The 22061-nt window shown below is 40.1% G+C and carries 18 protein-coding genes and 3 pseudogenes; 15 read left to right on the top strand and 6 right to left on the bottom strand.

Annotation, left to right across the window (positions count from 1 at the left end; all coding sequences use genetic code 11):
- Positions 1 to 171 precede the first annotated feature (171 nt).
- The 5 genes from K1T76_RS05060 (at position 172) to K1T76_RS05040 (ending at position 3024) form a co-directional block, all read left to right on the top strand.
- The gene (locus K1T76_RS05060) at positions 172 to 774 is read left to right on the top strand and encodes a sulfite oxidase-like oxidoreductase (RefSeq protein ID WP_003464980.1); all 603 of its coding nucleotides are present in this window, start codon (positions 172 to 174) and stop codon (positions 772 to 774) included.
- Positions 767 to 1513 carry a ferredoxin reductase gene (locus K1T76_RS05055; RefSeq protein ID WP_002118292.1) on the top strand — a complete coding sequence of 249 codons (747 nt, stop codon included), beginning with the start codon at positions 767 to 769 and terminating at the stop codon, positions 1511 to 1513. The genes K1T76_RS05060 and K1T76_RS05055 overlap by 8 nt, the downstream gene beginning before the upstream one ends.
- Before the next feature lie 453 nt (positions 1514 to 1966).
- Complete coding sequence (grxC, locus tag K1T76_RS05050) at positions 1967 to 2239, top strand: glutaredoxin 3 (protein WP_005005995.1); 273 nt, start codon at positions 1967 to 1969, stop codon at positions 2237 to 2239.
- 67 nt (positions 2240 to 2306) lie between these two features.
- Positions 2307 to 2588 carry a DUF427 domain-containing protein gene (locus tag K1T76_RS05045; protein WP_003464986.1) on the top strand — a complete coding sequence of 94 codons (282 nt, stop codon included), beginning with the start codon at positions 2307 to 2309 and terminating at the stop codon, positions 2586 to 2588.
- 169 nt (positions 2589 to 2757) lie between these two features.
- Complete coding sequence (locus K1T76_RS05040) at positions 2758 to 3024, top strand: hypothetical protein (protein ID WP_230244404.1); 267 nt, start codon at positions 2758 to 2760, stop codon at positions 3022 to 3024.
- An 860-nt stretch (positions 3025 to 3884) separates the two neighbouring features.
- Here K1T76_RS05040 and sdhC read toward each other — a convergent pair.
- Positions 3885 to 4259 carry a succinate dehydrogenase, cytochrome b556 subunit gene (gene sdhC / locus K1T76_RS05035; protein WP_005005993.1) on the bottom strand — a complete coding sequence of 125 codons (375 nt, stop codon included), beginning with the start codon at positions 4257 to 4259 and terminating at the stop codon, positions 3885 to 3887.
- 70 nt (positions 4260 to 4329) lie between these two features.
- On the opposite strand from sdhC, the pseudogene K1T76_RS05030 reads away from it, so the two are divergent.
- Positions 4330 to 4494: pseudogene (locus K1T76_RS05030) on the top strand (IS4-like element ISAba33 family transposase); the annotation flags it as partial.
- Positions 4495 to 4579: 85 nt separating this feature from the next.
- On the opposite strand, the gene K1T76_RS05025 reads toward K1T76_RS05030, so the two are convergent.
- Positions 4580 to 6214 carry an HNH endonuclease gene (locus K1T76_RS05025; RefSeq protein ID WP_230244402.1) on the bottom strand — a complete coding sequence of 545 codons (1635 nt, stop codon included), beginning with the start codon at positions 6212 to 6214 and terminating at the stop codon, positions 4580 to 4582.
- 581 nt (positions 6215 to 6795) lie between these two features.
- On the opposite strand from K1T76_RS05025, the gene K1T76_RS05020 reads away from it, so the two are divergent.
- Both K1T76_RS05020 and K1T76_RS05015 read left to right on the top strand, forming a co-directional pair.
- Positions 6796 to 7545, top strand: a complete 750-nt coding sequence (locus K1T76_RS05020; protein WP_230244401.1) for a metallophosphoesterase family protein — start codon at positions 6796 to 6798, stop codon at positions 7543 to 7545.
- 514 nt (positions 7546 to 8059) lie between these two features.
- Positions 8060 to 8242 carry a hypothetical protein gene (locus K1T76_RS05015; protein ID WP_163120790.1) on the top strand — a complete coding sequence of 61 codons (183 nt, stop codon included), beginning with the start codon at positions 8060 to 8062 and terminating at the stop codon, positions 8240 to 8242.
- Positions 8243 to 8721: 479 nt separating this feature from the next.
- On the opposite strand, the gene K1T76_RS05010 is transcribed toward K1T76_RS05015, so the two are convergent.
- From K1T76_RS05010 to K1T76_RS04995, 4 genes are all read right to left on the bottom strand, one after another.
- Complete coding sequence (locus tag K1T76_RS05010) at positions 8722 to 9012, bottom strand: hypothetical protein (protein WP_125275018.1); 291 nt, start codon at positions 9010 to 9012, stop codon at positions 8722 to 8724.
- A gap of 115 nt (positions 9013 to 9127) precedes the next feature.
- Positions 9128 to 12550 (bottom strand): tyrosine-type recombinase/integrase, encoded by a 3423-nt coding sequence (locus tag K1T76_RS05005; protein WP_016167547.1) that lies wholly within the window; start codon positions 12548 to 12550, stop codon positions 9128 to 9130.
- Positions 12547 to 14796, bottom strand: coding sequence for a hypothetical protein (locus K1T76_RS05000; RefSeq protein WP_016167546.1), 2250 nt, complete (start codon positions 14794 to 14796; stop codon positions 12547 to 12549). Before K1T76_RS05000 ends, K1T76_RS05005 begins: the two co-directional genes overlap by 4 nt.
- Before the next feature lie 334 nt (positions 14797 to 15130).
- Positions 15131 to 15340 carry a helix-turn-helix domain-containing protein gene (locus tag K1T76_RS04995; RefSeq protein WP_125275013.1) on the bottom strand — a complete coding sequence of 70 codons (210 nt, stop codon included), beginning with the start codon at positions 15338 to 15340 and terminating at the stop codon, positions 15131 to 15133.
- Between the two features lie 106 nt (positions 15341 to 15446).
- Between K1T76_RS04995 and K1T76_RS04990 the strand changes: the two genes are divergently transcribed.
- From K1T76_RS04990 to istB, 7 genes and pseudogenes are all read left to right on the top strand, one after another.
- A complete protein-coding gene (locus tag K1T76_RS04990) occupies positions 15447 to 16268 on the top strand; it encodes a hypothetical protein (protein WP_227555023.1) in 822 nt (273 codons plus the stop codon).
- A gap of 143 nt (positions 16269 to 16411) precedes the next feature.
- Positions 16412 to 16515: pseudogene (locus K1T76_RS15095) on the top strand (IS5/IS1182 family transposase); the annotation flags it as partial.
- A 127-nt stretch (positions 16516 to 16642) separates the two neighbouring features.
- The gene (locus K1T76_RS04985; RefSeq protein WP_230243836.1) at positions 16643 to 17026 is read left to right on the top strand and encodes a transposase; all 384 of its coding nucleotides are present in this window, start codon (positions 16643 to 16645) and stop codon (positions 17024 to 17026) included.
- On the top strand, positions 17023 to 17358 hold the full coding sequence (tnpB, locus tag K1T76_RS04980; protein ID WP_000618091.1) for an IS66 family insertion sequence element accessory protein TnpB: 336 nt from the start codon (positions 17023 to 17025) through the stop codon (positions 17356 to 17358). The genes K1T76_RS04985 and tnpB overlap by 4 nt, the downstream gene beginning before the upstream one ends.
- Positions 17359 to 17432: 74 nt before the next feature.
- Positions 17433 to 19037: an IS66 family transposase gene (tnpC, locus tag K1T76_RS04975; protein ID WP_230243837.1), complete on the top strand. Its 1605-nt coding sequence runs from the start codon at positions 17433 to 17435 to the stop codon at positions 19035 to 19037.
- Between the two features lie 327 nt (positions 19038 to 19364).
- A pseudogene (istA, locus tag K1T76_RS04965) lies at positions 19365 to 20885 on the top strand (IS21 family transposase).
- Entirely contained in the window at positions 20882 to 21646 is a 765-nt protein-coding gene (istB, locus tag K1T76_RS04960; RefSeq protein ID WP_016167552.1) for an IS21-like element helper ATPase IstB, read from the top strand. The pseudogene istA and the gene istB overlap by 4 nt, the downstream one beginning before the upstream one ends.
- Positions 21647 to 22061 lie beyond the last annotated feature (415 nt).

Raw genomic sequence — 22061 nt, 5'->3', positions numbered from 1 at the left:
ATCATGCTGGCCTGACGCTATGTTCGATACGCGATTTTTTACGATGATAGAGCATCTGTATCTGATTTTTAGTCGATTGGCTTATTCGGCGGATGTGCGGGCAAATGCTTTACGCAGAGTACTGAAATGAAGGCCGGCTTCGGTCTGCCGTATCGAGCAAGAGGGGTCACTATGGTCACCAGAGGTTTCACCGGTCGCGGTTCAGGCGACCAGTCCGATCGGATTCCGCCAGGTCAGCATCTGGTGGAGGATTTCCCTGTTCTGTCGGCCGGCCCTACGCCGAGGGTAGAGCCCTCCGACTGGAAATTCACAGTCAAAATTGGTCCGAAGCCCGTCAAAACGTGGAATTGGGGCGAATTCAACACTCTACCAAAGACCCAGGTGACAAAGGATATTCACTGCGTCACCTCTTGGTCCAAACTGGATACCGTTTGGGAGGGTGTACTCATTGAAGACATCCTTGCAGATGCAGAGCTTGATCGGCCTACCGATTTCGTCTTGGCGCACTGCTACGATAATTATTCGACAAACGTCCCTCTGACGGATCTGCTTTCCGGGAAAGCGATGGTCGCCCTCAGTTATGCGGGCAAGCCACTTTCCCGCGATCATGGGGGGCCGGCGCGTCTTCTAGTGCCGCACCTTTACTTCTGGAAATCCGCCAAATGGGTGAATGCGCTGCAATTCACGACGCGTGACGAGGCCGGCTTTTGGGAGCTGCACGGCTATCACATCTACGGCGATCCGTGGCGCGAACAACGATACACCCATGACTGAAAACGAAGCGCAAGTCCGTTCGTGGCAATCATGCGTGATCGACGACATCATCCAGCAAACACCGAGTATCAAGAGCTTCTTCCTTCGGTTGAGCAAGCCGTTCGCGCACACCGCAGGTCAGCACGTCGATATCCGGCTGACCGCGCCCGACGGCTACAGTGCAATGCGCAGCTACTCGATCGCGTCATCGGCAGTTTCGACCCCGATCGTCGAGATAGCTATCGAGCGCATGCCGGATGCCGAAGTTTCGCCGTTTTTTCACGACATCGCGGCGATTGGTGACGAAATCGAAGTTCGCGGTCCGCTCGGTGGCCATTTCCTTTGGCCTGAGCCTGCCATAGATCCGGTTCTGTTGATCGGGGGAGGCTCCGGCCTCGTGCCGTTGATGGCAATGATCCGGCAGCGCCGCGCATTGGCCCAAGCCGTTCCGACAGCGTTGCTCCTGTCCGCACGAACCGCCGAGGACGTTCTCTTCTCAGAAGAACTTCATTGCATCGAAATCAGCGATCCGGCGTTCGTCCTGGCGCTCGCGATTACGCGCGAGAAACCGGTTCGCGCATCGGACTTTGCGCGACGGATCGACGGCATGATGGTCCAAGAAATTCTAACCAGGCTTCAGGGAAAGCCGACGCAAGTGTTCGTCTGCGGGTCTAACGGATTCGTCAACATCGCAACCGATAGCGCGCTGCTGGCGGGCTTGGACGCCTCCATCATCAAGACGGAGCGCTACGGGGGCTAGCGGCGCGAGCTATCTCACGTCGCGCCGATCGTAGACGTGCGCCCTGGGAAGCTTTGGCGATCAACGTGAACCGTTTTGCCGAACACAGTCTTCGTACCCCCCGGCCTCTAGAACGCCTTCGCTCGCGATACCTGGCTCGACATCAAGCTCAATTTGAAAGTTCCTGCACTATCCGTCGTCCTGATATGCTCGACCAGCATGATGGGCGATTCGAGCGGGACCGCTTCCGTCCCAATCGAGGCTCGGTTACCTTAGAGCATCGGCTCGGCGCTACAGGAGGCGCGTGCGGCCTCTGCCTGGCGGTGAAAGCACTTTGGGCCATGTCGCCTGGATAGCGGCCAATCGTCAGCATCTGCTCCGATGTCGGCCAAGGTGCAGTCGCCATCTTTGAACGCCGCGAATTGGAGATCAACGCCATGACAGCGATCCGCGTGCAACTGCCGGAGATGCAATATGACAACTGATGTATTGCTGTACACCACGAATTGGTGCCCGTTCTGCCGCCGAGCGAAGGCGCTCCTCAAGGAAAAGGGCGTGCGATGGAAGGAGCTCGATATTGAGGCGGATCCGGCTCACCGGCAGGCCATGGCGGAAGCGTCGGGGCGAAGCTCCGTGCCGCAGATCTTCATCAATGGCACCCTTATCGGTGGCTCCGATGAGCTATTCGCGCTCGATGTCAGAGGCGAGCTCGACAAACTTCTCGGGCGCAACCCGCCTGCCACCTGAGGAGGTGCGGCTTGGGGCAGCCAGCCCGCGAGCCTTCGCCGGTTGATGAATACAAAAGGAGAGTCCGTTGGTCTCAGCCATCTGGAAAGACACTACTATCGCCACAAGCGACGAAACAGTCATCGTCGAGGGAAATCACTACTTCCCACCGTCAGGAGTCGACCTGAGCCTGCTTGAGATGAGCCCGCACACATCTGTCTGTCCGATCAAAGGCGCCGCGCGCTTCTTTCATGTTCGCGCGGGTGACGCGCTCAACGTGAACGCCGCTTGGACCTATCCCGCCCCCACTCCGGATGCCGAGGGTATCCGGGATTACATCGCTTTCTGGAAAGGCGTGGACGTTGCCTAGCAGACTGGACGGACGACTTCGCTGATAGCCATGCGGGCGCCGACATCTCAATTATCCTGCCCACCCCGGGCCTCGTCGGCTGCAGGAATCTGCCCGGCACCTTAGCGCGACCCGGCACTGGCGGTCTCGCACCCGCCGCGCCTCTGTTCTATCAATAAGGATGGATGACATGGAGCATTCCGAGTTCGATGCCGCTTTCGCGAAGCTTGCGGAGGGATACAGAGAAGGGACTTATGAAGGCCGGCGTTTCAGCTTGATCGTCCGGCGATCTGGGGACGGACGTCTCAACAGTCTGTTCGCCAGGGAGTTGGACGGGACTGACATTGTCAGCTTCAACCTCTTCCGCGTTACATCAGATAGGACATTGTTGAAGCCGTGCGAAATGTCCGCCGAAAAGGTCGTAGCGTTCGTGCTGGAGTTCCGACCGGACACCTGACGGGCAGAAGAAGATCCCGGCCAACCGGCGCGCCTGCGACGGCCGGCTATCTAAGGCTGCGCAAGCCTATAGCCGCAGCTCATTGCACTTCGTCTGGCGAGGAATTCAACATCGATACGTCGCCATCCGCGGGGATATCGGTACAGGCGCCCGTGTAAGCCAGATTGAGAAATCCTAAGCGATGACTAACACCAATGACGCCACCTTTCCGACACATTCTATTCTTGAGGAATGCACAGCGATGGCTGTCGTCAACGCTCTGAAGATTATTCTGAAGAACAGCTACGCGATCTACCTTAAGACAAAAAATGCCACTCGGGCGCATCCCGCCCCTACTTCAGGGACTTTCACTTGCTTCTCGCTCTGTCACTCACAGCATCGGCACGCCCATGACGCATGGTATCCAGGCCTCATAATTTTCCCATATAACCTTCTTGTCTTTTGCGCACCCAGAAAGACTCGAGGCTTTAACTGGACAGATGAGCCCTCGAGGGTAGTGTTCACCTGATTGGCTTTCTCATATCTGATGTTGATTCGCACAGTGTGCCAACCAGGTGATAGTTTCAAAAAACCTGCGCTTCAGAGCGAATTAGACGATCTTCGATAAGAGCGATCCGCCTCAAAATCCAAAACATCTAACATTGTCCTAGAGCCATATTTGTACCTAGTACTATGGCGCTCCCATTAACACATTTGATGATGCACAGAAAACTTAGCTCATGATAGCTTTCAGCTAACAGCTATTCGGAAGCCCGAAAGGATTCAACCGTTTAAGCGTGAACCGTCGATTATAAATACTTTCGTAAGTTAGCTTTAAAGGACGCTTTTAGTCCTTGTAAATACGCATTACGACTCCACAGCTACCAAATCCATACGGCGCCAGCAACCATTAAAACACCCGACACTACTAAAACAATAGTAGAGGCGCGATTGCTGCCTTTCAAAGTATGACCAACACCCACATCCATAACTAGGTGTCGAATTCCGGCTACGAGATGATAAATAAATGAAGAGTATACCAACCAGAAACTAACTTTGCCGAAAGGTGAAGAAAAAATCTCCTTGACTTCATTAAAACCCTTTTCTGACTCCAACGATTTGCTCAGCATATACAGTATCAGTCCCAGAAAAATAAAGAGCATAATTCCTGAAATCCGGTGCAGAATCGATGTAAGCGCCGTGAGAGGAAGCTGAATGGTTCGAATATCAAGATTAACCGGCCGCTTTTTATTCATTTTGACTCCAGTCAACAATTCTAGTGGGGGATTTCAGTTTTCGATCTCATTCATCATAGCAGCTGTAACAAAAATAAAGAAGCATGGACGACTCTCAATGAGTTTATTTCGCTATGGTTTAGACTATGTTCAAATGGCGATTCAGCGTTTAATTGGTTTTGGGAAAAAAGAAGAGTTTAAGGAAATTTTGGCAATTTTAAGAAGGCAGAATCCTGATAGGATAAGGGTTCTGTGAAATTTGTCGTGTACAGAGAGGCTAAACACTGACCCCAGTCTACTAAAAAACAAAAAGATAAGGGAGCATTTGCTCCCTTATCTTTTTAGTCAAATAAATCTGCTCTTACTTCTTCCAAAGCACGATCTGACTTAAAACGATTACATATCGGGTGAATAATTGCTCCATTTTCTAAAACACCATAGCCACCTTCTGCTTTCGATTCTCGATGATCTACTTCAGTCGACTCAAGGTATAGAGCGCTATCACATACTTCGCAATAGCTCCATGTTTTCCTTTCCTCACGTTGATAAAGATTTCTTTTGGTCGCGAGTGAAAAATTTAAAGGTTTTTTCTTCTTTGTTAGTCTTACTGATTTCACAAAGCTCACAACATCATCCACAATGCTCTCATCATAATCTCCACCAAAACGGTCAAGATAAAAATCATTAAAATTAATATAATCAAATGATTGACTCATCGAAAGAATGACGGTGTTCAAACAAACTTCATCTTCAAAATCTAAATCCATATTGAGTCCAATACAGATAAAGGCTTGATACACGTTCTTCAATCGCTCATGTGATCTGATGCCGCTACCAAACTTACCGACAGTTTCTTTGATGGCCACAGGAATTTTTTCAATTAAACTTTCAACACCACGGCGTGCTCGAGTAAATCCAATAAAATCTAACTTCTTATTCTGTATTTCAAAACAGTCTTGTTCAATTTCACAGACGATAGAGAACCAGGCCAAAAAGGATGTCACTTGAAAACGATTCTCTTTATAAAAATATAGTTTTGGGTGTAAGCCCAAACTTGGAATCCGAATACTAATCGGTGGTGTAGCGATACGACACAGCACAACTCTAAGTTTTAGCATTAAATTTTCTACACGCTGACCTTGGTCTATATTCACAGTATTCTGACTAGTATCACCAAACATGATATTCAGGAGTTCATTGACCAAGCCGATTTTTTTACCGTGTGTTAAATCCGGCTCTAAAAGTATTATCTTAAAAAGATGATCATGAATTTGCTCACCCAAAGTGATCACTTCATTTATCCGCTCGTAATTCAGTTCAGCCAAGTTAGATTTATTATCATTTATATAACAACACGCATAAATCACATAAAAAGCATCACTTCCCCTATTTTGTAAATGATATTCTTCATCTGGATCTAATCGTTTCGTATCCGAATTGATTGAACAAAAGGCTTTTCGAGCTTCCTCAGGTGTCCCAATGACTTCAATAAAATTAATTTTGGTTGATTTTAATTTTTGCTGAAACTCAGAATCGCTACATAACTCTTGAAAATCAGCTAATCCACCTAATCGATTACGAATCTGACGAATATCTCGTTTTTGTGGTGCCGTGAATTTTGGGGCTCCTATTACTTGCTCATCAATAAAGTATCTTTTGATCCAAGCATAGATAATTGAAATCCTGTGCCCACCATCGATGATATAAATATTACCAGCAGCATCTTTCCAATAGCGAACGCATAAATTGACATTACGATCATTCAAACAGTTTAGAATAAACTCCTGAATTTCAGCAGGGCTCCAACACTCTGTGGAGCGTTGATTGTCTGCTTTATATAGTTTTTCTAGGATCTCATGGTTGGCGAAGTCATAAAGTGATATTTCAAAGTTATGGTGCAGATTTGAGTGCGACATTTCGTCAGGCACCATCATTTTTCTTTGAATAATATTGGTTAAAAGCTTAGTACGGGCCATTTTATTTTCTCTAGGCAATACTTCTCTATATCTCGTAAGATTACGAAATTAGAAGTAATTAAAATTAAAGTTAGTGATTAATGAAGTAAATATTCATTAATTCAGAAGTATCTTTTTGCTAGAGAAAAAACAGATAGAAATAATATAAAGACGCATTTTAAACCTCGTTGATAGATTGTCGTTTGCCAACATCCTTTCCACGAGATGGAGGCAAACCAAATAGGGTGTGGAAATACCGCTCAACGAAACGGCCAGTCAAAGACTGCCCTACCTGGCTTACCATAAAAGCGCCATGTAGACACAAAAGAGCCACTAAAAGCGACTCTTTAGTTCGTTGAGTAACAGGTTTCCACGCCTGGTCACAGATTTTGCTGTAACATCTTTATCTTATGTGCATAAATTCAATTGGTCAAATTTTATGATCAATATTTGATCAATCAATTCAAAAATAATTCCCTATATTTTTAGAGGCTTAAGAATACAGATAAGTATCTTATAATTTCTACAATATTTAGTTGCTGTAAACTGATCGCAATGAAACTCTATATATTTAAGCAGCGTGATTTAATAAAGGAAGTAGATTGAAACTGCAAATTTTATCGGATACTCACAATTCCAAATATTCAATATCAGAGCAAGCTGATGTCATTATTCACGCTGGCGATTTTTCTAATCGCTTAAGCGGTGCAATTGAGTTTGCCGAAAAATGTAAATCTCTCAATAAAAAATTTATCTTTGTTTTAGGTAATCATGATTACTACAGCTCTAACTACAGTTCAGTCGTGAATTTCTTGAAAGAAAACTACCCAAAAAATGCACTACTTGATGACAACCATATCAAAATTCAAGATAAAATATTTGTAGGTGGCACGCTGTTTACGAACTTTCGCTCCAATTCACCACTTACATCTCCTGAGGTACTTTTACAGTCCCAAAAAGATGCTGAACAATCGATTTATGATTTCGATCAAATCATGATTGACAGTGATCATCGAACGATAACTGCTAATGACTACATTGAACTATTTAAAAAATATCATCAAAATATTATGCAATTTAAGGATCAAGATAATGTGATTGTCATTACGCACTTCCCGCCTCATTTAGCTTGTCTTGATCCATATTGGGGTACGCATCCTGTTGCATCAGCCCTCAATCCCTATTTTATTAATGACCTAGATATAAAAGGCTTTAGGTTATGGATTGCAGGACATACGCATACATCAGTGGATACTGTAGTCGACGGATGTAGATTAGTGATCAATCCTTTGGGTTATCTGCCAGAACAAGGTAAAAATGGGTTTAGAGAAAATTTGATTATCGAAGTTTAAATAGATATATTTTTCTGAAACCTTTTTAAAGCGTCAGATAACTCGATTTTAAAATTGTCTGCAATATTAATGATGAAGCATCAGTCCCTTCAAAACCTAAAATAAGTGATGTCACATGGTTTTTTGATACTCAATAGTACAATTAGGACTTTTAAACTTTAGCTCATGGTTCTAATTAGTATAAAATTACATAACACCATTAAAATTTTATGGAAAAATGAGAAGACTAATCAATTTTAAAAATATTGAACAAAGATCACGCCCAATTATTGAGGTTATACCTATGGTATTTGAAAACAACCAAGCGACGCAACGTATTGTATCACATCATTTAAAACGTATAATTCATCAACATAGAGATGAACTACAAAAGCTTGCCTATAAATAAAGCTCATTATCCACATTTAAATGTTCATACCTATATTTGGCCACTTTTTCCACCACATCAATTTATTTCAAATTTTCTGTGATACTGATAATGAAATTTATACCACATCCGAACTAGGAGAAACTCATGTCGATTTCTTTAGATCCAGAAAATGATTGGAAGAATAAAATTGCAGATCAAATACTTAAAGATCTGCTCGAGATCAACAAACTCCAAGGTAATTCTATTAAAAAAATGAAAGCAGACCAAAATGGTGTTTTCTATGTAGAACAGGAAATCTCAGTTGAGGACTTCCTTAAGACCCTCTGAATTTCATCTTGCTGATTTTTTACTACGGACCCAACTGTTATTTGCGCTCTCTCTAGAAACAATCCGCTCTACCATAATATTTACCTCACTTTACAGATTGCTCTAGTTCTTGCTTTTCAACACTCTGATACGAAGACGAACTATTCATTAAAGCATGCCCACTTTTGAATGCCAATTCTTGATGAATCTCTTGCTCAGCATACAGGTCGCACCGTGATTTTTTATGTATTCAGCTCGTTTTAGCATAAATGCTCGCTCACGCTCTTGAACGTTGGAATTCAATTCCATATTTTCCGCTTGACGAGTAGCAATATAATTATATGTAATGAATCCGCAAAGTACGATTAAAAAGAAACTGAGTTGCCTTTTTATACTTCTACTCACAAATAATCCTTTTATATCCAGTTGATACTGAAGTTATCACGTGCTCGCACTAATAAATTTAAAAACTAGAATGGATGAGACACTATAAGGGTTAATCACTCATCTCTAGGATTGAAATCTTTAAATTCATCAGCATTGCTAGCAAATTTAACAAAAAAGTTATGCCATGCAAATAATGACTCTAATTCCTGTTTATTTTGAATCGGTTTAGGCAACTCATATCCAATGATCCAGTATGGTGCTGTACAGCAAACATGCTCAGGTATAAGGACTTGCTGTAAGGCTGTTTCAGCACTTAAAAAATATAAATTATCGTTTAAGTGGACAATATTCCCTTGTAAAGCTTCTTGAATACAATGATCTACATCTATATACGTATGCTTCATTTAGTCCGCCTCCATTTTTTGAAATCGCACTCTTAAACCTGTTAAATTATTTAACGCACGTATAAATATTTTTATTTAAAGTACAACATATAAAAATACTTGCTCAATATGCAGCTTAAGTAACTGTATCTAAATGTTTATTTACAATCTTCAAAGACAAACTATAAAAAAGAATAGAAATCAATATCTGCATATACTTAGCTTTAGGATTAATATTCTTTAAAACTAGTACTTCATATTTTTTATTTTTCCGAATCTTCATCACTTTACTAAATTCTTCCCATTCATGCTCTCTATAATAGATATTGCGAAAAAAATCATTACCTACAATTGCCTTTAGATTTACTAAAAACTCCAAATAATTTGCATAACTTATTTCATCTCTAATATAAAATTTAATTTTAGCATCTACAATCAAAACATGATCGAGAAAAAGATTTGATAACCGAGTCAGTTGATCCTGAAATCTTATTTGATCTTGAGCTTTACCATAAGCCTGTTTTATCAAACGCATTGCTTGATAATTATCATGCTGAGCATATTCTGCAAGAAACTCCAATAATTCTTCAGAGGATCTTTTATGATTCCCACGTTTTTGGGTGTAATACCGATTGCTATATATCAATTCTATATATTCTAAAAAAAATTTTCTTAGTTCGGAGTCTGAACTAAAAACTATAGGATTTTGTATTGTATTTAGCTCTTCTAAAAAAACATCTTGGTCTAAGCTCAATGTATGATCCCCTCCCAAAAAGTGTGACTGGTGACCATTCATTTTATAATCAGGGGTCAATTCATTTTTATAACCTACCCTATTTCTCAAATAATCACATAATATTTTTCTGTAATTCAAAATATTAATATCAATAATAAACTTTTTACTACGACCTACTCCCGCTTTAGTATGCTTAGGTAGCAAATGCTGTAACAACTTTCTAGGTATGTAATTTTCTTGTCGATTACATGCATCGGCATACAAAATCATTCCAACATGCAAATAGTGGTTTGCTGTCATTTCTATCGATGAATGACCTAACATATAAGCCAAATGTTTCCAAACATCGGCTCTATCTTCCAAAGAAGTCGATTCAGCTAAAATATAGTTTCGAATATTTTTAACATGATTATCTGAATAATCTGTCCAAGCTATTCTGAGTTGATCACTACCCTTCAACACAATAGCAAGATTATTCGCTGCACTGTGTCTCAATGTATGAAAAGAGAAATTATATTGTTCATCACCAAAAATTAAATCCAAACAACATTTGAATACTTGTCTAACTGAACTTGCTTTAATAAGTCCAGCACCATTTTTTTCAAAGATGAACCGGTTAGCACCTAAACAAATACGATTTTCTTTTTTATTTATAACTATCATTTTGAGCAGATGACAAAATTCTAGCAATTCTTCTTCAGTCAGTAATTCACTTAAACACAAAGCACGTTGTGCATTTCTAGTTTTAAGCTGTCGATCATAATTATTTCTAATTTGTATTTTCAAAAACTCTATTTTTTCATCAAATAACCAATATTCAATTTTATTAGAATTATTTTCATGTTTTTCTAAGCTTAACGTCGTTAAGTCACTTAGTTTAAGCCCTAAAATTTCACTTATTCTCAGACCACAACGATATCCCAAAATACATATCATTCTTACCATTCGTAAGTCATGACAATCCATCTTTAGGTTAAAAAGTCTTTTTGAGTTAGGCAATAATTTATCAATAATGTATTTAAACATATCTTTTGATATATATCCGCTACGACAAACTTGAGTATTCTCTGTTTTATAATATGAAAACCAATCATCCAAATTTGGAGCATTGAACACACTAGAAATATGTTTATGAAATGCCTTAAGCTGCTTTAAAGCAGCTGAATATGTATCATGCTTTTTTTCATAACTCTCTAAGTTAGTTTCCTCAAGTGTGGTATTTTTATCATTTTTTATCTTCACGCTTAATATGTACTCATACATATCTTCAAAATCACTTTGATCTGCATCTAATAAATTAATTGAATGTTCAACAGCATAGCAATAAAGCTCTACTGAAAACACCGACTTGTAGGTTTGAAGAGAAGATAATTTAATACCATTTGTCAAATTCATTTCAAACCAACTTAGCAAACAAATTTGAACACTTAATGATGCTATATCTGGATCACTTTCGCCCTTAATAAACTCTAAATCATATTCATTTCTTACCTTTGCCAAATTAAATTTTAAAGATCTTTTGAACCGTTTTTGATCATTGCTTTTAGATCCTATCCTTAAAATTCTCTTTACTTCTTTGGGCATAGTATTAGAAAAATTATCCGTACACTTAATGGCTTGAAAAGATAACTGATTTACTTTTTCACTCTTAATTAGTTTGTTTTGGACATATTGAATCCTTAACTCCTCTAAAGGAATTTTTAATCTTTGCTCTAGCTGATTTAAGTAATTTATTGAAATTGCTGACGTAGCATACTTCCCTACATTTAATGCGGATAAAAACCCATCTATTGATACCTTTCTCTTATTCCATGCAATATAATCAATATGGTTAAATGCCATAAACCCTTTAGCTTTAAATTTTTTAACAACTTCATTATTCTGAGAAATTTTTCTTAACTCATTTAACATCCAATTTTTAAATTTATTAGTATCATTTATATCAAATCCTAAAATTTGATCTAAACTCAAATAATGTGTTTTAGGTATCTCGGCAACTAATCTATTCAAAATAATCAATGTAATAGGTTCAAGACTGACCTGACAACTCTGGTACGTATTCCCATCCAAAAACAAATTTGCATATCTTTTATTTGGAATTAGATAACTCAATAAAAAACCATTTGCTTGTAATTTTGATGCGTCCTTAACATCATAAATATATTCTAATCCATCAATAGGGCTGAGATCACATACACCATATTCAGTAAAGTTTTTAAAGACTGTTTTAACTATACTAACTAGATGATTTTCAAATGGACAATTTGAGTGAAAAATTAAACTTAATGTCAACTGAGCAAATAGAATCCTCAACAGACAATGATTAGTAGATAAATTTTCTTTACTTTCTATATCTTTAAAATATTCTGAATCACAGTTAAAAACTTCTTTTTCTATCCAAAATTTCTCTAATTGATTCTTAAAATTATTTAATTGCGAACCCTCTATTAATTTGTGTGGAGTAGCATTAATTTCCTTTTTTGCACTATTAGATATAAAATAATCAGGTATCGATAAATCTACCACTTTCGTAATATCATAATATTTATCAATAATTTTTGTTTTTTCTACAAACCACAATTCGCGCCAATACGTTAAATATTCATTTTTTAACTGTATTTCACTCATTAACTTAAGTTGAGCGTTAAGTTCATGTTGCATAACTCCAATTAATTTTTGAGTATTAACATTAAGATTACGCCATGACTTATCAGTTTTTCGCTTTTTAGAATTAAATTCATCAAATAACTTAGTGATATCACAACATAAATTTATTGCTTTATTTTTTAAGTCAGTCTGAAGTTCTAATGATAATTTACTCATACTTTTATCACCAAGCCAAGCTCAATCAACATTCCGTCAACAGCATTGAGAATTTTCGTTTTATATGCATAAAAACTAAGTGAAGACCCATAACTAAATCCAAGATCTAGACTATCGTGTGCATACAATGTCTTTTGAATATCTATCGGTAACTTCACAGAATTGATTAAAAAATGTCTAGCCCAATTTTTATACAAATAAAAATTCATTGACTCTAAATTACATTGGACGAAATCTGCCGTGATTTCCTGCAATTTTTTCCTTTTATCCATGATATAAATGAGGGATAAATCTGTATCTTTTTCAACCTTATTAGCTAAACCCTGTTCCATTAAGAAATTTTGGTATTTCGATATTTCTTCTTTCAAAAAACTGGTTATCGGTATATAACGACCAAAAGGACGACTTTCGCTTTTTTTATCATGAACGTAATAAAAGCCATTTGTTGCATCGTAATACTTCAATGGTCCTGGAGCACCTGAATTAGGGCGGATACCAAGAGTTAATAAACAAATTGTCCACATCCATATGGCATAACTATTCACCTTTTCATAAAGCGATTTTTTTTCATTATTGAGAGTTGACTCCAAATCACTTTTTAATCTATGAATAAAATTCCGAGCATCTTTTGTATTCCATAGTTTCCTACTCCCAATTTTTCTTTCGTTTCGCTCCCAAATGACAGGATAATCTATTGCTTTATCGGAGCTAGAATCATCACTAGACTGGAATTGTACGTCAGTGACGTTCTCAAGATATTTTTGATAATATTTATTCATTTCAATGGCATTGAAAACAGCATAGGCTAATTCAGGTTCATGATGAATTTTTTTATTTTTAATAAATTCTTTCAAAAGGCCTTTAGGATCAATGCGTGCCATATGGAAATGTAGTTGCTGCGCTATAGAACCAATATTTATTACACCTAAACAATATCTGGAGAACCAGTCTTTAATTTTCAAATTCAAATCCACTATTAACAAATTTTGATGATTTAAAATAGTGTCTACCCACGAAGCTGGAACATGAATATCCCAATTCTGTGCTGTAGTAAGACAAAGTTGGTTGATTAGCGTTCTATTCTTACTTTTTTCAGTATTATCTAAACCAACGTAATATCTAAAAAGATAACCATCTGCATCCTTAGCTTTAGAAATTCGCTGATCTTCTAAGAGAAGGTCTATATTAAGAAAATGTGTCGCTGACACCCCAGTAAATAACGACATTAAGAACATTGCAGCAATAGCACTTTCTTGTGAGTCTGGCTGAGCTTGAAATTTATCTATCAGTACCTGAAATACTTTTCGTAATAGAATTTGTTCTAAAAACGAAGGATTTGATACTGTAGGATAATTTCTCCTGATTATAATTTCAGCTATTTTTTTATCTGATTGTACATACCCACTTACTCTACCAGCAACACTATCAGCTTTAACATTAAGGATTGTTTGAGTATCGTCTTCAGATATTTCATCCTCAATAGAATCATAAGATCCTTCTGGAACACAAATACTTATAGCCTCTTGTGGACTAGGGTCACTAACTTTAATTCTTTTGAATTTTGATTTAGCCTTTGTGCTTTTCTTATTGTTTTTTAAATTTTCGATATTTTTTATTTTTACAATGAATATTTTTAAATATTCAAAAATCTTTTTTACTATAGTTATTTTATCAATATTAGTAACCGAGAAAAATAATTTATTAAATTTTTTATTATAATCTGAAACAAATTTTTCATCTAAATCATCAACTATTGATTCACATGATTTTATTAAAAATATATTAATCGATTCCAAAATCTCACTAAAACCATCTTCATCACGATATTCACAATTTTTCGGTGAAATCAATTTTAGTAACAAATAAAAGTAATAGTAAAGTGTTGAAATATGGCTTTCACTATAACCTTTTTTTTGTAAATTATGAGCAATATATGAAATAACAACATTCAACTCAAATACAATTTTGCTTTCAATGATTAAATTTGAAAAATAGGATTTACCATATTCAGCTTTATATAGATCAATTAATTTATTATTTTTTATTAAAAATGATTGTTCTGAACATGATTTTATCGCACTAGTATAAGAACCACTTTCATAATTTAACATTATACTGTCTATTGATTCTTTAAGGCTATACTCCTCAAAAAATCCTGCAAAATCGATATGCATAAGAGCAATACTTTCAGAAAGACTTCTTAATCTAGATTCTATTTTATTTTCATCTACTGGCATTTTTAACACTATTGATCCTTTAACGTAGGACAATTATTTATAAGTATATTTGTGATTAACTTTTTTACCTGCAGGATGATAGCTTTGAAGTTTGTGCTCATACAGTCTGAAAGCATTGAATTTTTTCAAAAGTGAAAATTATTCAGAGTTAAGCTTTAAAGCCTTCTAACCCCACCCAATCAATCACAAATTAAAAGCTTCAAGTAATTGTTCTCTTTAAATAAAATTTATACAACCCAAATAAACTTTCTGCTGGCTTGTAGATAATTCGTTATTACATTACCTAACTCGCCTAGCAGTCTAATGAATAGATATGAGCAACTAGCTCATATCATCTTCAAATTTAGTCTTCTTGTGAGCAAGCAAATTTGTAGACTTCTGCTTTACTCCATCGAAGACTACGACCATGTCTAATAGGATTTATTGGTCCATTTTCATACAGTGCCCATTTACGCAATGTTTGTTCTGCATATCCCAGCAACCTAGCTGTTTCCTTAGTTGTTAACAAAAGCCGATCATCTGTAATGGGCTTTTGTTTGTGCTTAAGTACCATATTTTGTAATTCCAGTTGATTTCAACTTATAAAAACATAAATAAATTGGTAATGAAATTGTCTTAAAATCTATTTTTTCTTTACCAGAATTTGGGTTAAGATATTTATGAGCTTAAATAAAAAAGAGAGATATATGGGACGCCCACTAAGAACTAGGATAGATTTCGCTAAAACATTGAGTTGGTATGATTTCTTTCATAATCAATTAATAGCTTTTGGGAAAATTAAGAATGATTTCGGTTTAGCAAAGTTATTATGTAAAGATACTGAAAAAAGTCATGAATCAAATTTATTTAAAAAATATAAGTTTGGATTATCTACCCCACAGCAAGAATGGATTGATATTATTGATTCGAAATGTATTGGCTCATCCAATATCATCAATCACTCAATATGGAAAAATTTAAAATATCGAACTACAGAAGAAAAGTTAATTTTAATAGAGTTAAATAATCTTCCTAATTATATATTTGAAAATTTAATAATAAATGGACATATAAAAGATTTTAATAAATCTGATTTAGAAAAATTAGCTCAATATGGATCTTTAGATAGCCTGTGTGCATTATATTTATTACATCAATGGGGTTATAGTATTGGCAGTACAAGTCTAGTAAATGATTGCTGTTCATTTATTATAAATACTTTGGAATTACTGCTAAAAAGACATGATTATCTTGAGCGCTCACACATATTTTTATTCGATGAAATATGTGATCAGATATTCATTATGGAGTTAAAGGGCTATAATCGTCCTCTTAAAATTAAATTAAATTGGCGACAATACAGAGATAGGAATTGGACTATTGAAATTCGAGAAAAATCTAAAAGAACTGAAGCTGATCTTATTGCTCACCCTAAAATCAATCATTTAATTCCTTGCATAGATGAGAACCTTGTAAATCTATATAAACAGATTCTAGGATAGAGTGGCTTTATCGCATAAACTCATTCTGGGAGCTTATTCAACAATACTATTTCCAAATGAATAAGCTCACACCTAAAATTTATCATACAAGCAATTGACACTCTTATAATCTCCTCTGAATCGGTTTAGGGAATATCTCAATTGGGTTTGGTTCAAAGCTTATTAGGCTATCTAGCTTGAATTTTTCAACGCAAGATACTCCACCCTATGTAGAAAACAAAAGCATATTGATATTGCAATTAACTATTAAAAAAGCAGCAATGGACTGCATCTAATTGTCGATTGTACGTAAGCATCCGGCTAACACAGCCTTACCAAGCGATCCTATAAGCCTTAATTTAGTTCCCACCTAAAAACAAGTGGGGACTTAATCCATGAACATGGATATATATTCAGCAACACCTCCTGTTGCTAAAAAACGCAGAACATACAGCAAAGAATTCAAACTCAGTATTGTCAATGCCTGTAAAAATCCTAATACCTCGATCGCTTCGGTCGCACTGCAACATAGTATTAATGCCAACCTTGTCAGTCGTTGGATCAGGATCTTCAGGCATCATGAGGGTGCCGTGCAGGATCCTACTCATGTGAATCCAGCATTTATTGCTTTGCCTTACACTGCTGCAATCAGCCAACCTATTGATGAGAGGATCACGTTGTGTATCACCGTGCCTCATACGAATAATGATATTCAGCTAAAATGGCAGACATCAGAAATACCTGCCTTGGCAGAATTACTCAAGGCACTTGCAACATGATCCGCATTGATGAAATCTGGTTGTCTACTCAGCCCATGGACATGCGTGCAGGTATGGATACGACCATGGCCCAGGTGGTGAGAGCCTTTGGCTACATCAAACCGCATTGTGCTTACCTGTTCTGTAATAAACGTGGCCATCGTATGAAAGTGTTGGTACATGATGGACTGGGCATCTGGCTGTGTGCCCGGCGTTTGGAACAGGGTAAATTTCACTGGGCTCAAGTTCACCAAGGTGAAACCGTGGCCCTCAGCCCGGAACAGTTACAGGCACTGATCCAGGGTTTGCCCTGGCAGCGCATTGGACGACAGCAGGTAGTGACGATGCTCTAAACCAGGTTGGTGCATTCTGCTATTCTCCAAACGTTCTATTTCATTCTCTTCATGACCTCAGGCATACTGCGGTCATGAATACACTGCCTGACTTAAACCAACTGACCCATGAACAACTGCTGGAATTTACCAGACAGTTGGCAATGCAGCATCAGTCTCTGGCACAATCAAATCAAGAATTAGAAAAATCAAACCAGCAATTGGATGCCAAAGTTCAGCATCTTTCTATTCTCAATCAAAAATACGAGCATGAACTGGCGCTGTTTAAAAAGCACGAATTCGCCCAAAAGAATGAACACTTAACGGCAAAACAAATCCATCTGTGGGATGAAGCGGTTGAAGAAGATATTGCCGCGGTTGATCTAGAACTGGAACGGCTAAATGCAGATAAAACCAATGCAGCGACACACAAAGCAACAGTCAACAAACCTAAACGTCGACCACTGCCAGATCATCTACACACCATCCGTATTGAGCATGAACCTGCATCAACCCAATGTGCTTGTGGCTGCCAACTCCGTCGTATCGGCGAAGATGTCAGTGAAAAACTGCATTTCAGACCGGCACAGTTCTATAAGGAACAGCATGTGCGTGGTAAATGGGTCTGTGATCAGTGTGACACTCTGACTCAGCAAGCGATGCCCGCCTATGTGATTGATAAAGGCATTGCTTCACCTGAATTGCTCAGCCATGTGCTGGTATCGAAGTATGCCGATCATTTGCCGCTGTACCGTCAACGTCTGATCTATCAGCGGGCGGGAATCGAACTTTCTAGATCAACTTTATCTGACTGGATAGGTCGCTGCGGTGTAGAACTGGAACCTCTGGCCAATGCCTTAAAAGAGGTGGTACTACAACAGCAGGTGCTGCATGCAGATGAAACACCGGTCACCATCATGCGGATGGGTGAGAATGATAAAAAACCGAAGAAAGGTTATGTCTGGGCCTATGCCACTACACAGTACAATCCAGTTCAGGCGGTGATCTATGACTTTCAGGATAGTCGTTCAGGCCAGCATGCTGAAGAGTTCTTGAAAGGCTGGCAGGGCTATCTAGTCTGTGATGATTACAGTGGTTATAAAGCACGCTTTAAATCAGGCGATGTCATTGAGGTGGGCTGCATGGCGCATGCACGTCGTAAATTCCATGAACTGCATGTAACTGGGAAAAGTCAGGTCGCTGAACAGGCATTAGTGCTGATTCAGAAACTGTATGCGATAGAAGCAGAGCTCAGGAAAAAGACCGATGGTACAGCGGAAGACCGCCGCGAATACCGACAACAGCATAGTCAACCAGTGATGCAACAACTATATGAATGGCTCAACCAACATCATCTGACAGTGCCATCGAGTTCTCCCACCGCCAAGGCCATCAATTACACTCTGAAGCGTTGGCCAGCTTTAAGCCGCTATCTGGATGATGGCAATCTACCGATTTGCAATAATTGGGTCGAGAATCAGATGCGTCCCTGGGCGTTGGGGCGCAAGAACTGGCTGTTTGCAGGTTCGCTGCGCAGTGGTCAGCGAGCGGCAAACATCATGACGTTAATCCAGTCAGCAAAGCTGAATGGCTTGGATCCGTATGCCTATTTAAGTGATGTGCTGAAAAGGCTGCCGACACATAAAGTGACCCAGATTGAAGAATTGCTGCCGCACTGCTGGAAACCTAAATCGAATTAAAAAATAGGTATGGGATTCAGCGGACGCTTACGATTGTACTGACTTGAAATTTTTAAGTAAAAGCAATTGGAAACGTACGAAGCATCAGCCTTAATATCAGCGGCAGTGGCTTAAGCTACATATCGATATAGATGCTAAAATCCTGGAAACAAGTACTGTACAGTAACTGCCAACGATGTCAGTGATTCACAAGCATTTAGAAACTTACTTGCTCAAATTCCTATAGATATCGACTGTTCGGCGACAATTAGGATGACCGGTTGACGACAATTATCTTGGCCGGTTGGGTGTCACAATAGGTACCTTGTTTTCTGTTCGGAGTTCAAGGTGCCTGGACAACATATCACCCACCGACAAGAGGAGCTGTATATGCAGCATCGCCAACAAGGCATGACTCAAGAAATCGCTGCTGCGAAGTCTGCCATTTCCCCCCGCACTGCCCGACGTATTGAGCAGTCCAACACCTTACCCCGCGCTAAAGCTGATAGAGATTGGCGCACCCGCTAAGATCCACTGGAAGCCGTATGGGAAACCGATCTAGTTGTTCTTTTAAACGCTAAACCAGAGCTTACGCCTATTACTTTGCTGGAGCATTTGCAGGCGCTCTATCCAAACCAATATGACCAGCGAATTCTGAGAACATTGCAGCGTCGGGTTAAGAAATGGAAAGCACTACATGGCCCGGAGAAAGATGTCATCTTCCGCCAGCAAGCTCAACCCGGTTTACAGGGCTTCTCTGATTTTACTCATCCTGATAGCCCGATCACCATTAAGCAGCAACCCTTTGCTCATTTGCTGTATCAGTTCCGCCTCGCTTATAGCGGCTGGCGTTCCATCACTGTGGTTCAGGGTGGTGAGAGCTATTCTGCCTTATCTACCGGTTTACAGCGTGCGCTGACGCAGGCTGGTGGCTGTCCGGTGGAGCATCGCACCGATAGCCTCAGTGCCGCCAGGAACAATACGCAAAATGTCTGGACAGATGCCTATCAGGACTTGTGCGAGCATTACAACATGACGCCAACGCGCAATAACCTGGGGCAATCGCATGAGAACGGCGTAGTGGAGTGCGCTAATGGCTCATTTAAACGCCGTCTGGCGCAGCACCTGCTACTTCGCGGCCACAGTGACTTTGACAGTATCGAAGCCTACCAGGCCTTTATTGATCAAATCGTCGGCAAGCTAAACCAGCGCTCACGCAGCCGCTTTTTAGAAGAACAGCAAACCCTGCAAGCCTTACCGGAATATGATGCTGTTGATTACACCTTGCTGAGCATTAAAGTCACCCGTAGTGCCACCATTGAAGTGCGCCGGGTGGTGTACAGCGTGCCATCACGACTGATTGGCGAACGCCTGCAAGTACGGCTGTATCATAACAAACTGGTGCTCTATGTGGGCCAGCAAGTGGCGCTGACCTTGCCACGAATTTACCCGGCCCTCGGCCAAAGCCGTGCACGTTGTATCAACTACCGGCATATTATCCGCTCACTGGCCGCTAAACCGCAGGCGTTTCGTTACTCGCAACTGCGGGATGATATCTTACCTGACGACAATTACCGGCAGTTGTGGCAGTTAGTGGATGATGCGTTACCAGCACAGGATGCCTGTAAATGGATAGTCACGGTGTTATGGCTGGCGAGCGAATACGATAGCGAACAAGAGCTGGGAGAGACCTTGTTGCAAGAGGCCAGAGCCGGTCTGTTTGAAAGTGCCAAAACCATTCAGGAGCGCTTTTACACCCCGCAAAGCGCACCAGACATTAAGACAAAGCAACATAACCTGCAAAGTTATGATGCACTGCTAACGTCATTAAAGGCACAGGCGAAACACGATGTGGAGGTGCCATTTTGACTTCCTCCGTTGCATTACTGCTCAAAGAATTAAGGCTGCCGGCGTTCGTCAGGCACTATGAAAAACTCTGGCAAACCGCGGTAGAAAAAGGCTGGTCGCACAGTGACTACCTTGCGGCATTATGCGAATACGAGCTCGCAGAGCGCTTTACACGGCGCACACAAAGCTGGGTACGCGAAGGGAGGCTGGCACCGGGAAAAACCTTAAGCACTCTGGATAACAGCGTGCTCAGCCGGACAAATCAAGCGCTCATCGCCAAGTTGCACCAAGACCTGTCCTGGGCACATCACGCCGATAATATCCTGCTGATTGGCCCCAGTGGCACCGGCAAAACACACATAGCCAATGCATTGGGTTACCGGCTGATTGAGCAAGGCATACGCTGCAAACTGTTTCCAGCCATTGGCTTGGTACAACAGTTACAACAAGCCAAGCGCGAACTGGATCTGATGAGCGAGATGAGCAAGCTGGATAAGTATCAGGTGATCATCATTGATGACATTGGTTATGTGAAAAAAACCGATGCAGAAACCCAGGTACTGTTTGAATTTATCGCGCATCGATATGAAAGCGGTAGCCTGATCATCACAGCCAATCACCCGTTTAGTGCATGGGATCAGATCTTCCCAGACAGCATGATGACGGTAGCGGCCATAGATCGGCTGATCCACCACGCGACAATTATAGAATTAGAAGGAGAAAGCTATCGAAAACAACATCAGTTAAAACAAGCTGGAAGTAGGAAAAATGAGAAAACCTAACCGGCCATCATAATTGACGCGAACCGGCCAAGATAGTTGACGCCGAACAATGATTGACGATCTAACGCTCCAGAACCAAATCAGGGATCTGGCTTTAGCGAGTCGGAGCGAACCGACCGATGGTTGGCGTACCGAAGAGCTTGACCCTAAGTTGTGGAACGGTTGGCGTAAAATGATTCAGGGGGACCGGCTAGAAATCGCTGAATACGATCTGACGGCTAAGGTTAGCCAAGGGGACTCTCCTAGTGACAAGCCCGGAGTGGTTGAAGGTCTAAAACAAAGAATAAGGGCTTACAACTTTAGTAAACAAAGGACGTCATCAATAGCAGTGATATAAAAAGTTATCTTTGCCGCCCCGATAAGGCTTTACGGGGCGACTAAGTCTCACCCAACCGACAATTCCGATAGTTTCAGA

It is taken from the genome of Acinetobacter sp. PW68 (assembly GCF_020982655.1).
Classification (GTDB): domain Bacteria; phylum Pseudomonadota; class Gammaproteobacteria; order Pseudomonadales; family Moraxellaceae; genus Acinetobacter; species Acinetobacter towneri_A.
The sequence above is the reverse complement of the archived record's forward strand: the minus strand, read 5'-3'. Positions and strand labels throughout refer to the sequence as shown.